We start from the raw sequence: 13,095 nt of genomic DNA on the forward strand, positions 1-13,095 counted from the left end.
GCAAAGCCCCACTGATCGCATGTGGGGCTTTCTTTTGTCTTCTATCTTCTGGCATCTTAATAAATCAAATCGGCCAAGCTGAATTTTTTAGCCGCGCAATACATTCCACGCTTCGCATAGCGTTTGAAACTTAGCCGTGTTGCCTTCGTCCCTGTCGGGATGCCAACGTAACGCAAGGCGTCTCCATCGCTTTCGAATATCCTGTTGAGTCGCGTCCAGTGGCAATTCGAATAAATTGAGTGCATGGGTTCGATCCATATCCGTGTCACTGCCACCGACAAACTTCTTGTAGCGCGTCCAAAACTCATTCAACAGCCGCTTTACTTCACCTTCATCAGCTTCATAGTTGATCCAATTGATATAGTAATCACGCAGTGGGTCTTCAAGATCGATTGTATGAGTACTGCCGTGATAACGCCCGTTCATCAATTCAATGTCCATGGCTTGGACCTGAAGCCAGCTATCTGGATATAGGGTCTCTTGCAACTGATAGAGCGCATTCATGATTAAGAAGTTCTTCTTAAACAGTTCTTTCTCAGGCACGGTATCTAATACAGGAACTAAACCGAGTTCGTTGAGGTGCGCCGCCAAAGTATGCACTTTCCATCCGCTCGGCTTTTGTTTGAGCACTTCCATGATCGGCCAAAGCAACGGGTTTTCCATATGAGCCTGAAACTGAGGACTAATATCTTGGTGACTCGATGATTCGGTGTTGTCTAACATGATTAACTGAGTCCATTGGCATATGCATTTGTGTATCTTATTAATTGAAAGCGATCTGGTGCTGTTTGTCGAGTTTCAAACTAAATAAATTTCAATCAGTTATGTGCTTATCAAACAAAAAGGCCAGCAATGTGCTGGCCTTTAGAGTATGAAATCTGACTAATTAGATAACGCCAAGCTCTCTTAGGCGTTCCATTAGGTATTCATTTGCTGTGTACTTCTCAGACAGAACCACTTCTGGTTTCGGGTGCAAGAATAGAGGTAAAGAAATACGAGATTTCTCTTGGCGAGCACCAGATGGATTGATTACACGGTGAGTCGTTGATGGGAAGTAACCACCAGACGCTTCTTGCAGCATGTCACCGATGTTGATGATCATGTTACCGAAATCACACGGTACATCTAACCACTCATCATTCTGAGCTTTTACCTGAAGACCTGGTTCGTTTGCAGCAGGAAGAACCGTTAAAAGGTTGATGTCTTCGTGTGCAGCAGCACGGATTGCGCCAGGCTCTTCATCACCCTGCATTGGTGGGTAGTGAAGTACGCGAAGCAGAGTTTGCTCGCTGCCATTAATCATTTCAGAAAGTGCGATTGAGAACTTCTCTTGTACTTCTTGAGGCGCGTGAGCTTCAACCCAACCTAATAGCTCTTGAGCAAAAGCATTAGCGCGTTGGTAGTAATCTAGAATCTGTTCTTTCAGCTGTTCAGGAATCTGACCCCAAGGGTATACATGAAAGTACTCTTTAATATCTTTTACAGTGTGGCCCTTTGCAACTTCCGACACTGAAGGTGGAAAATATCCATCTTGTGTTTCAACATTAAAGTGGAAGTTCTCTTTCTCTTCAGAAATGAAGAATTGGTACCAGTTTTCGTAAATTGACTCAACAAGCTCTTTCGGGATTGGGTGGTTTTTTAGTACACCAAATCCAGTTTCACGTAGAGAGCGAACAAATTGTTCTGCTGCGTCGTCAGCAAGATAATCGACAGTTTCCAGTTTCATGACTTTCTTTCTTGTTATGTAGTGATAGAGGGATTTTATGGTTCGCTTTGTTGTAAATCAAACTTTTGTGAAACTCTCGCAACCGTTTGTCTAGATACTGGGCGATAACGCTACTTTTCAACAAATTTGGTGATAAAACCACAATTGAACAGTGTTCATTATTGTGTAACTATGGATGAAACTTATATAGGATCTGATGATGACAATTACGCCACTTGCTCAAAATAGACCTCTACTCTCATTAACTACTGTCTATCTTGTTATCTTTCTTTTTTCAGCGTTTGCACCCTCTTCTCGGGCCGTTTGGATTGCTGAGATCATTCCTGCGCTCGGTATTCTTGTCGGGATATGGTGGCTCTCTACCAAGATCACCTTTTCCAAGACGGCTTACGTTTTGATGTTCATCTGGTTAGTTCTGCATACGATTGGCGCTAAATACACCTTCGCTGAAGTCCCCTTTGATTGGTTTAATAACCTGATTGGATCTGAACGTAATAACTTCGATCGCGTCGCGCACTTTTCGATTGGTCTTTACGCTTACCCGCTCGCTGAGTATCTGATCCGTAAGAAATTGGCTCAACCTGTGTTGGCGTGTTTCTTTGCTCTGTTTGCCATCATGAGTGTTGCAGCAGGTTATGAGATTATTGAGTGGTGGTATGCGGAGATTGCAGGTGGTGATGAAGGTATCGCATTCTTAGGCTCACAAGGTGATATTTGGGACGCTCAGAAAGACATGCTTTGCGATACAACCGGAGCGATAGTCTCGTTGTTATTTCTCAAACTTCAAGGGCGAGTTAGAGTTCATTGATACTCGCCTCTGATTGTTAACTTCAATAACATTTCTTAACTTCAGAAGCAGGTCTGAAATGCTACACACAATTCGTGCTGTGGCATTTTTATTTCATCGTTACTTTACCGCCAACAAACTTGTAGGCTGGCGTGCCTCGAACTAAGGTATCGCGTGCGAACTCTATACCGCATTCAGGGCAAATGCAGGGCTCTGTCGTGAAATCTTCAACGATGCGTTCTTTAAAACACTTAACGAGAGCACCTTTGCCACCTTTCCGATATTTGAAAAGTTGTGTCTTACATTTCGCACAGAAAATCTGAACCGTCTTGGTCGGTTGTTTCTTGTTTGGTTTAGCCATAGTAGTTAGGGCGTGTTGACCTTTCGTGGTTAAATTTTGTTCGAGATAAAAGCGTTTTAATCGCGGCGAGGGAGAAGTAGCCTAGTCATTCTAAGCAAATCTCCCTCAACAAAGAGTAAAACGCTTTTAGCCGAACCCTTCGGGCAGCGTTTGCTGGTCATTTCTACTACGTTATCGACTTCTCATGTAGGCTAGCTACACATCGACGCCTCTGCCTTGTATAAATACCCAGCAACTCGCTGCAAAAATCAGCTCGAAAGATCAACACGCCCTAGTGATTGAACTCTTTATTTCTTAAGTTTAGGGGCGACAAGAACTAAGCTTATCCCCAGTAAAATGACAGTCGAGGAGATAACAAATTGCATAGTGACTGGCTCAGATAACAGTAAGACACCACCTAGTGTTGCGATAACCGGAACAGAGAGCTGTGCGATAGATGCAACAACTGTGTTTAGTTTCTTCACAACGTAATACCACAAGCTATAACCCACGCCAGAAGCTACGGCTCCCGACAATACTGCGTAGATCAAACCTTGCTCGGTTATGGATATTTGTGCCGTGACGCTCGGAATGAAAGCTAGAAGACTTAACAACGCAAGAATGACTAACGAACCAAAACCAAAATTGGCCGTAGTCGATTGAAGTGCGTTCTTAGATTTCTTGCCTGCCAGTGTGTAAACGCCCCACCCACTGCCAGCTAATACCATCAGAACAATGGAGATTAGATCTGGTGAGCTTGTTGCGCCCGTCGGCATTAACAAATAAACAAGCCCCGCAGCAGACAACAAACAGCCACCCCATTCAATCGACGACATTCTGTTGCCTGCGAATAGGTGTGCAGCAATCATGGTGAATTGAACCGCAACAAACAGTACCAAAGCTCCAAGCCCTGCACCTAATGTGAGGTAAGCAAACGAGAAGCCGAACATGTAAACCAGTAGCGCCAATATCGCAGTTAAATTGAGCTCAGAGCGAATCTTGGTATACATAGAAGTGCTGTTTTCAACCTTGTCTTGTTTGCGTTTAGCGTTTGAAGATAAGGTCAATAAAATCAACAGTGTGAGTGCACCCGATAAGATGCGTACGACTGAAAAACTCAAAGGATCAATCGTTTGATCCATTAAAGCCCAACGACACAATACTGAATTGGCAGCAAATGCCACCAGCGTAATGAATGTGATAATCACGGTTTGCATTGTGTTGTCCTAATCGAGTTATCCTTGGTTTCAATCAACTTCTGGTTTTACCCAAACTTGGCTAAAGTCGAACCATCCGAGTGCATTACACTTAGCGTTTTGCAGCGTACCGCATTGGTCTTTGTTTACGCCTAGCCAGCAGTGGAACATTGGAATCAATTGGTTGCTTTGTACAAGTTGTTTACCGAGTTGTCTTGCTGGAAATTGTTCAAACTCGCCGGAGCGCCAACGATCAATCATGTGACACCATTGATCAAAGTCTTCTGCTGGGCTCGATTCATCCAGAAAGCTGTAATCCATCAACCATCCGGCCAATGCATCGTCTCGGTTGTTGGCAATCCCCATTGGGTTAATCCAAATATCGACATCATCAGCGTGTGGCGGGTCGGTTTCGTAACCGAATAGCTCAACATCGACATTGTACTGCTTCAACACTGTAACAATCGCTTTTGCAAGGGTTGGGAACATCGGATGTTGGCATTGATACGCCAATTTGATACTTGGTTTAACACTTGCTGGTGGACAAACTGGCACCTTTAACTTGATGTCATACCAACCGGGTTTGATTCCGTAAGCATGGAGCACACCCAAGTCGATAACGGTCTCTTTAGGAATATGCACAAACAAATCAGACGCATTTAACGCGTTCGATAGAAACTCAGCCCAAGCAGGATCTTGTGCGATACCCTTCTTTCTATTCAATAGTAAATATGTACAGCCCGGATCAAGTTCTACTTCATCATCACTATCACCACGGTCTGCCATTATCGGCTTAGAAAGGCTTGGGTAAACCATCGACGAATAGGCTTCATCAACCACCCAAACCTCCACACGATCGATCAGCGGCCTAAAACCAAAGTATCCATTGAAAGCGGTTAACACGAGCTGTTTTTCGTCATTCTTTTCAATGCGATAAGGGCCAGTACCAATTGGACGAATATCGTAATCTTCACCACGTAAAATCATCGGCAGAGTCACTTTTGCGACGGATTCAGTTAACGCGAGTGGAAAGTATTTATCTGGGCGCGTTAAAAAGACATCTACCACGCAATTTGCTGGTGAAGACACGTCTTTGATATGTGAGAACATATTGAGCGGTTCGAGTAAAAGCAGCGTATCCACAACGTGGCTCGTTAACAACGGTTCACCATTATGGAAACAGACGCCCGGCCTTAGGAAAAATCGCCATTGGTGGTCGTTTATCTTTTGCCATGAATGCGCGAGATCAGGTTGAAGCTGATCGTTCTCATCTAAGCGAGTTAACCCACTGAATACCTGACAAGCGATGTGTTGCTCTGAACGTCGCATCGATTTGGTTGGATTAAGCATGGACAGCGGACGGTAGTAAGGTAAACGAATAACCTGTTCACCCTCTTGATACTGCACGCCTAAGTAGTTTTGAATAACTTGAGTAAGTTTGGCGGCATTTTGGTCAAGTACTGACAGAGCTTGACCAATTTTACCTTCTTCTAAGTAGCGGCGTGCTAGGTTCTCACTAACATCGCAACGATTCTGTTTAAAGATAAGTTGAGATAACTTACCGCGCCCCGCTGCAGGTAACCACTCTACCCAGCCTTCTTCTTCGAGCTTATTCAGTACCATTCTGGCATTACGACGTGTACAACAGAGCACATCTGTTATGTCATCAAGCTGAACATCAGAATCTTTGCCATCGAAGTATTCAAAAAGGGTTTCAAATTGAACGCGAAGTCTTGGGCTACTCATAAAGAGGAAAACTTATTCAAAGGATATTGAATTCAGTTTCCCTATTTTATGAGTCAAAATCAATCGAACTTAATACTATTTTACGAAGGGATTGCAAATGTGAACAGATTTAGTGCCTCTAACAGAGAGTTAAAAGCTGAAATAAACGCTGTGATAACCGCTAATTACATCACATCACAGCCGATTTCATTGGCAATGTCACGAAGCTGTTGTTCGTTGTCTAATTTAATCGACCATTTGCACTCAGATCCATTTACAGAAATGACGTTTGCCCCTTTTCCGATCAGCTGAACTGCATCAACTTGAGCTTGTAATGTGACTCTATGCTCTCCATCCAAACGAACAACCAATTCGTGCGCGGTTGCTATGACTTTTCCACTTTTAAACGTTATGACCATGGATTTCTCTAACTAAAATAAACAGCGTGTAAATGAGGTTTTATAAGGTGTGGTTAGGATGATTACTGCACCTCACCTTGATTAATGAACTAACGTTTGTGTTTCTTCACTGCAATGGTCAAACGGCTTGTACAAATCAAGCGTTGACGTTCATCAGTAATGTTTATCTGCCATACTTGAGTAGATACGCCAAGGTGGATAGGCTCAGCGGTGCCGATAACGTTCCCTTCACGCATAGAACGAACGTGATTAGCGTTAATGTCTAGCCCTACGCAATAGTAACCATCGGGTACGCAGAAGTTTGCAGCGAGTGAGCCAAGTGTTTCTGCTAAAACCACGGATGCACCGCCGTGAAGCATGCCCAGTGGCTGGTGCGTGAAATGACAAACTGGCATGGTTGCCACCAAGGAATTATCGTTAACCTCGGTGTAAACAATGTTGAGGTGCTCAATTAAGGTATTTTTTGAGGTCGCGTTGAAGGTGTCTAGGTCAACGGGCTTTTTCCAAATACTCATGTGGGGTCCTTAATTATTGATCTTGTTATCGCGTGCATAGCTTTTTCTATATTACTGGCTGTTAGTTATCTTACAGCCCTTAGTTATTACGCAAGTTGATGTTAACATGCATAAAAACCGAATACACAGAGGATATTGTATGACGTCATGGACGAAGTTTGCCTCGCTTCTCACTCTTGCAGGCCTAACCGCGTGTAGCGCTTCCCCGACAGGAAGAAACCAACTGTTGCTTTTTTCAGACCAAGATATGTCTCAGCTTGGGGCACAGTCTTTCGAACAAATGAAGAAAGAGCAACCCATCAGTAAAGATGCAAAAACCAACGCGTATGTTCAGTGCGTAGCGAACAGTATTACTCAACACATTCCTAAGCAAGGCTTTAGTGAATGGGAAGTGGTGGTTTTTGATAGCGACCAAGTGAATGCGTTCGCTCTGCCAGGCGGAAAAATTGGCGTCTACACGGGTCTACTCAATGTTGCGGTAAACCAAGACCAACTGGCAACGGTTATTGGACATGAGGTGGCACACGTTCTTGCTGACCACAGTAACGAACGCCTATCACAATCACAACTCGCCAATACAGGTTTGTCGATCACCAGTGTTGCTCTTGGCTCATCAGAATACAAACAGTATCAAGGCATGACCATGGCCGCATTAGGCTTGGGTGTTCAATATGGTGTGATTCTGCCTTATGGTCGCACTCAAGAATCTGAAGCTGATATTGTTGGCCTAGAGTACATGGCGAAAGCTGGGTTTGATCCAAACCAGAGTATCGATTTATGGAAGAACATGGCGAAAGCATCAGGCGGCAGTCAACCACCAGAATTACTCTCGACGCACCCTTCTCACAGTACCCGAATTAAAGATCTACAAACCAAGATCACGACACTGCCTCAATCGAACGTTGTTAAACCAAATTGCAAAGTTTGATTTGACGAACGTACAAGTTAGAACCGCAGATATTAAAACGCCCTATCCAAATGGTTAGGGCGTTTTTCGTTTTGTTTGTATTGGGTGACCCTGCGCTTTATGAACCAGTCACTCAGTTATAGATATGCGTTAAGTGCCTAGAATCTGTAACGGTAGGCTCAGTAATTGGTCGCCGGTTGAAGCGAAGTACCAGATAACACCGATCAATCCCGTTACTAAGCCCACATACCAAAGGAAGGATACAATTTGGCCGTATCTGTTTAATGGCAATAAATGGCTATGGTGACGGCCTCTCCACTCGAACAGAATCTCGACACTACCCATGATCAATAAGAAACCAAACAGGGTTAAGTTCAATTGGTAACTCAACACGACACCTGCTACGGCTGCAGCGACACACAGTACAATGCCCAACACGCTATTCATCGAAAAACTGATACTTTTCAACACGTGGCCACCATCGAGTGGCAAAATTGGCAGTAAATTGAATAGATTTAATAAGGCGTTAAACACGGCAAGACCAGCGAAGAACATCTCGCCAGTTGCCCAGTACAAGACCGTAAATACCAACGACAGTATCAGACCAAACAGTGGTCCCATGATCGAGATAACCACATCTTGCCAACGAGTATTAATCTTTTCGTCTGAAAGTGCTAATCCGCCAAGGAACGGGATCAAGTAGATCCCTTTTGTCTTCATCCCAAAGTACTTCATCGCTCTGATATGGCCGTACTCATGGAACATAAGACAAGCAATCAGGGCCAGTGCGAACTGAATAGAAAACAGCCATGAATATGCCGCTAAACTGGCAGAAGCAAGCACAACTTTAATCAACTTAGCACTCTTCAGCGCTTTCATTCCGAGTGACACCAAACCAATCAAACTAAAACGTTTTTCAGGCTTAGGTGCCACAACTGGTGTTTGCTGTTCGATATCTTTGGTGCTGCGATTTCCTTCGGTAATAGTTTGCCCATTAACCGATGCTTTATACGTCATCTCAAAGGGTTGCCATTGAACCGAAGACTCAACGTGACACTGCAACGTTTCTTCACCAGAACGAAGCGTAAATATGTGTGTTCTTACATCGTCGTCTTCTGAAGTCGCATCCAGTTGAGACACTAACGTGTTGTCCCAAAACAGTTGCTGCCACCCTGCCATTGATCCTTCTAAACGAAGCGGTTTACCAAGAAACTCTATCGCGAGTAATTCCAAACTAAAAATTCCAATTTAATGACTATCAAAATGAGTCGATATTATGCCGATTTAGCGAATGGCGGTAAACAGAAACAAAGTTGTTACATATTGAGCTATTGAACACTATTTATACCGTAACGATGCATAAACACTCTGGTCACACCTCCAACCACAAATAAATCATTGATTATGTTTATATTATTGATGTTAAAGTGCCGCCCCTTTAAAACATAACCTCACAAAATAACAACTCTTTCTTTGACTTTATATAAAATATGAATTTAACATGCCATTTACATTAGAGCTTCAACACCAAAAATGCTCAGTGTGTTTTCAAACCATAATAACGAAATTCGATGCCCTAGGAGGGTCAAGGATGAAAACAATACAACGCTCTCTCGTTTCACTTTCAGTACTATTTGCATGTAACTCACTTGCGGCTGGCTTCCAAGTTGCTGAGCATTCTGCCTCAGGTCTTGGTCGAGCCTTTTCAGGTGAAGGTGCAGTAGCTGATAACGCGAGTGTACTAGCGAGAAACCCCGCCGCAATGACCCTATTTGATACAGCACAGTTTTCAGGCGCGGTTTCTATCGTTGATCCCGAGGTTAACGTTTACGACGTTGATGCTAACGAGCATTCTAAAGATGTTGCTCCATTGCAAGTAGTGCCAGCCGCATATTACATCAGCCCAATTAACGAAAAATGGGCTTGGGGTATCGGTATGTTCACCAATTATGGTGTTGCTACAGATTACCCTGATGACATCTCGGCTGGTGATATGGCTGGTGATACGTCGCTCTTGTCTGTCAATCTCAATCCAAACATTGCATATCGCGTGAATGAAGCATTTAGCGTTGGTGCAGGTCTAAACCTTGTGTATGCGGAAGCTGAACTTACTCGCCACAAAGGTGAGCTAGCAGGTTTGGTTGGTGGGAATCCGTCTGACAAACTTATCGGTATGACTGGCGAAACATTTAGCTATGGTTGGAACGTTGGGGCGATGTATGAGTTGAACGAAAATAACCGCTTTAGTATCGGTTATCGCTCTTCTGTTGATCTTGATTTCGATGACGGAGAATTTACCAGCTACGACTCAGGTAGAGCAACATCTCCCAAGGTTGATGGTCGTCTTCAAATCGAGCTTCCTTCTATTCTGGAGCTTTCAGCCTTTCACCAACTTAACGAACAATGGTCAATTCACTACGGTTGGCAACAAACCGATTGGAGCACTTTCAAAGAGTTAAAAGCAACAAGTCCAGATTGTACTGACAACGGTGTAGCTGGTCAGTGCTTCTACAAACCGGAAAAATATGAAGACAACAATCGATATTCACTAGGCGCAACGTACCAACTAAACAGTAAATGGACATTAAGAGCCGGTTACGCTTATGACGAACAAGCTGGTGAAGCAACTTTAAGTATTCCTGATAGTGATCGTATGTGGTACAGCGCTGGTTTCACTTATGTTTGGAGCGAAAATATGACTGTCGATGCCGGATTTGCACTTGTAGTAAGTGATGACGGTGAGTTCACTGAGACAAATGGCGCCCAGCAAGAGAGGACTTTCGAAGCAGAAGGCACCGCTTACCTTTCTTCAGTTCAGCTTAATTACACCTTTAACTAAATCAGGATCGTATCATGAAACGTAACTTTAAGATCTCTCTACTATGTTCAGCGATCCTACTAGCAGGTTGTGGCGACAACACTGAAAGTTCGGGTACAAGTAACCAACAACTTGAAGCTTATCTAGAAACGTCTCTGGCAAGAGCGACAACTCAAAAAATGCTCTTGCAAGGCAGTAATGCATCAGTTCCTTTAAGCAATAACCTATTATTTGACTCTACAGATGGCACGCTAGCGATCCCAACAAGTGGAGACGATAGCATTTCTAACCCAAAAGCAGCACTCAACTATGCCGATGGCTTTTCGACCAGCATGCCCATTTACATCGAGTTTGAAGGCGATGGTTTTGGCGACACCCCTTCAGTTATTACTTCTGGAGTGACATTGTTGAAGCTTTCTAAAAAGTTAACAGACACATCCACAGCTGCGCAAGTACCAACACCTGTTGCTAGCTCTGAATACAGAGTTATCAAAGTTGGCTCAAACCTAGCAATAACGCCTAATACTCCCTTTGATGAGAAGTCTGAATATTTGCTTGTAATTACTGACGACGTTACTGATGTAAATGGTAACCCAGTAGGTACATCGCAAAGCTATGCGGCTCTCAAAACAGACACTAAGACTTATTCAACAGGTGACTTAGCTAGTGCGCAAACTTTAATTAAAGGTCAAGAAGCTATAGCTACGGCTGTTGGTGTCGATTCGGAAAAGATTGTTTATTCTGCTTGGTTTACTACAACTTCCGTTGGTGATGTTCTAGCCTCTACAGCATCGTTGATTGGTGGAATGATAGATGCTGGAGCACCACTTTCCACTTACTGGAATGGTAGCGCAAACCCAAATAATGTTGATTTAACTAATGCTTATGATCTCAACCTAGATACGTCATCAACAGCACTATTTGACGCTGCAATCGCTGATGATGCCAACTTCAAAAAATATCTCGGAAATGACAGTGATTCGGAAACAGCTGCATTAATTGGTGGGATCCAAGGTATTTACGCCTTAAACTCCCCTGCTATTATCCGATCTGATGTTAATGTAACCAAAGGTACCATTCAGCTTCCCTACTTCTTAGAAACTGATCCCACTAAGTTTTCAGTGACGCCATTTGCATCAGCATTGGACAGTTTAGCGGTTATCAAAAATGCACTAACTGATAGTTCTACAAGTTCTCACGTAGGTGCTCAGCTATTAGCATTAGGCTTAGACCCAGCAAACCTCAGTGCTGCAGACGTAACTACATTGATGGGAAAAACACTTACAAAGGATTCGAGTGGAACAGCCCTAGATAGTGAACGCATTGTCACTCAGTATTCGCCAATACCACAAATTAAATCACTCGAGGCTGTTGATGTACTTTTATTCACACCAACAGTAGGGACTCCTTCAGGTGTAGTTATTTATCAGCACGGTATTACCACTGTAAAAGAGAATGCGTATGCATTTGCTGCTAATTTAACAGCCGAGGGTCTTGCAGTAATAGCAATTGATCACCCTATTCATGGCTCGCGATCACTTGCTGGCGGTGCTATATCAACGAACGATAATGCTCTGTACTACTTGAATCTAAGTGCTTTGCCTGTTGCCCGTGACAATATCCGTCAAAGTGCGCTTGATGTAATAGGTCTTCGTATGGCTCTTGAAAAAGTGGGGAATGATTTTTCCGGCACACCATTGGCAGGAGTTGATGTAAAAGACACAACCGTTAAGTTTATGGGCCACTCACTGGGCGGTATTACTGGATTTACTTCAGTAGCTACGTCAGAAATTGCTGGCACACATAAATTTAGCTCGGCGGTATATGCTAATTCAGGTGGTCACATAGCTGAATTATTGTTTGCTTCTGAAACGTTTGGCCCGGAAATTAAACATAATTTAGCTAAGCAGCTGAATACGGCTTACAAGGATTCAGTCGCTACAGCTTGCGCGACCAACAACATTGAAGATGGTGACTGTTACACCGCTTTTGCTAAGGGAAATCCAACTAACGCTGCAGCAATTGAAACTGAGTTAGTTGCATTTAAAGTCGCCGCTCAAACCCTTATTGATACTGTCGATCCACATTCACTGTCCAATACTGAAGATTTGTCATCATTTAGCTCTAATTATCCAACGTTGTTGATCCAGTCGCAAAATGACAAAACAGTTCCTAATACCGGAATTGCCACGTCTTTTACGGCTTCATTTGTTGGTTCTGAAGGGTTAGGTACAACGTTAGGATTGAGCAACTCTACAAAAGCGAGTCCTACAATTGGTAACCGTTTGTTCATTCAGTATAACGAAACAGCTAAGCACTCTACGATTATTGGCCCACAAGCCGATCTATCTGATAAAGACCACACATTATCAATGCGATCACAAGCAGCTGACTTCTTAGATACTGATAGCGTAACCAACGCAGTGACTGACACATCTTTACTTGAATAATCAACTTGCCGCTTACCAAGGACTATACCAAATGCCAGCCTAACCGCTGGCATTTTCATTTCTATGACTGCCCAACCTTCCCTAGTTAACCGTTTGCATAAAACTTTAAAACACAAATGGTTGATCTCAGCTAAAATTAATCAAGACAGAATACCGTACGGCCTCTTTCTTTATTGTAAATAAAGTGGATAATAGCCCCGTAAATTTAATAC

General features: G+C 43.4%; 12 protein-coding genes. 4 read left to right on the forward strand and 8 right to left on the reverse strand.

What is annotated here, in order from left to right; all coding sequences use genetic code 11:
* Positions 1-87: 87 nt before the first annotated feature.
* The gene (locus OCV12_RS22245; protein WP_261886191.1) at positions 88-723 is read right to left on the reverse strand and encodes a DNA-J related domain-containing protein; all 636 of its coding nucleotides are present in this window, start codon (positions 721-723) and stop codon (positions 88-90) included.
* A 163-nt stretch (positions 724-886) separates the two neighbouring features.
* Positions 887-1,726: an isopenicillin N synthase family dioxygenase gene (locus OCV12_RS22250; protein WP_017632612.1), complete on the reverse strand. Its 840-nt coding sequence runs from the start codon at positions 1,724-1,726 to the stop codon at positions 887-889.
* 199 nt (positions 1,727-1,925) lie between these two features.
* On the opposite strand from OCV12_RS22250, the gene OCV12_RS22255 reads away from it, so the two are divergent.
* A complete protein-coding gene (locus tag OCV12_RS22255; RefSeq protein ID WP_261886192.1) occupies positions 1,926-2,534 on the forward strand; it encodes a DUF2238 domain-containing protein in 609 nt (202 codons plus the stop codon).
* Positions 2,535-2,622: 88 nt separating this feature from the next.
* On the opposite strand, the gene OCV12_RS22260 is transcribed toward OCV12_RS22255, so the two are convergent.
* The 5 genes from OCV12_RS22260 to OCV12_RS22280 form a co-directional block, all read right to left on the reverse strand.
* On the reverse strand, positions 2,623-2,874 hold the full coding sequence (locus OCV12_RS22260) for a hypothetical protein (protein WP_017632610.1): 252 nt from the start codon (positions 2,872-2,874) through the stop codon (positions 2,623-2,625).
* A gap of 287 nt (positions 2,875-3,161) precedes the next feature.
* Complete coding sequence (locus OCV12_RS22265; RefSeq protein ID WP_261886193.1) at positions 3,162-4,070, reverse strand: DMT family transporter; 909 nt, start codon at positions 4,068-4,070, stop codon at positions 3,162-3,164.
* Between the two features lie 30 nt (positions 4,071-4,100).
* Positions 4,101-5,795: an SgrR family transcriptional regulator gene (locus OCV12_RS22270; RefSeq protein ID WP_261886194.1), complete on the reverse strand. Its 1,695-nt coding sequence runs from the start codon at positions 5,793-5,795 to the stop codon at positions 4,101-4,103.
* A 164-nt stretch (positions 5,796-5,959) separates the two neighbouring features.
* A complete protein-coding gene (locus tag OCV12_RS22275; protein WP_239829625.1) occupies positions 5,960-6,193 on the reverse strand; it encodes a DUF3389 domain-containing protein in 234 nt (77 codons plus the stop codon).
* Between the two features lie 89 nt (positions 6,194-6,282).
* Positions 6,283-6,708, reverse strand: coding sequence for a hotdog fold thioesterase (locus OCV12_RS22280; RefSeq protein WP_261886195.1), 426 nt, complete (start codon positions 6,706-6,708; stop codon positions 6,283-6,285).
* A gap of 139 nt (positions 6,709-6,847) precedes the next feature.
* Between OCV12_RS22280 and OCV12_RS22285 the strand changes: the two genes are divergently transcribed.
* Entirely contained in the window at positions 6,848-7,636 is a 789-nt protein-coding gene (locus OCV12_RS22285) for a M48 family metallopeptidase (protein WP_261886196.1), read from the forward strand.
* Between the two features lie 129 nt (positions 7,637-7,765).
* On the opposite strand, the gene OCV12_RS22290 is transcribed toward OCV12_RS22285, so the two are convergent.
* Complete coding sequence (locus tag OCV12_RS22290; RefSeq protein ID WP_261886197.1) at positions 7,766-8,848, reverse strand: site-2 protease family protein; 1,083 nt, start codon at positions 8,846-8,848, stop codon at positions 7,766-7,768.
* Between the two features lie 358 nt (positions 8,849-9,206).
* On the opposite strand from OCV12_RS22290, the gene OCV12_RS22295 reads away from it, so the two are divergent.
* Both OCV12_RS22295 and OCV12_RS22300 read left to right on the forward strand, forming a co-directional pair.
* Complete coding sequence (locus tag OCV12_RS22295) at positions 9,207-10,454, forward strand: outer membrane protein transport protein (protein WP_261886198.1); 1,248 nt, start codon at positions 9,207-9,209, stop codon at positions 10,452-10,454.
* A 14-nt stretch (positions 10,455-10,468) separates the two neighbouring features.
* Positions 10,469-12,883, forward strand: a complete 2,415-nt coding sequence (locus OCV12_RS22300) for a VolA/Pla-1 family phospholipase (RefSeq protein ID WP_261886199.1) — start codon at positions 10,469-10,471, stop codon at positions 12,881-12,883.
* The last annotated feature ends 212 nt before the right edge of the window (positions 12,884-13,095 follow it).

The organism is Vibrio pomeroyi (genome assembly GCF_024347595.1).
Lineage (GTDB): Bacteria > Pseudomonadota > Gammaproteobacteria > Enterobacterales > Vibrionaceae > Vibrio > Vibrio pomeroyi.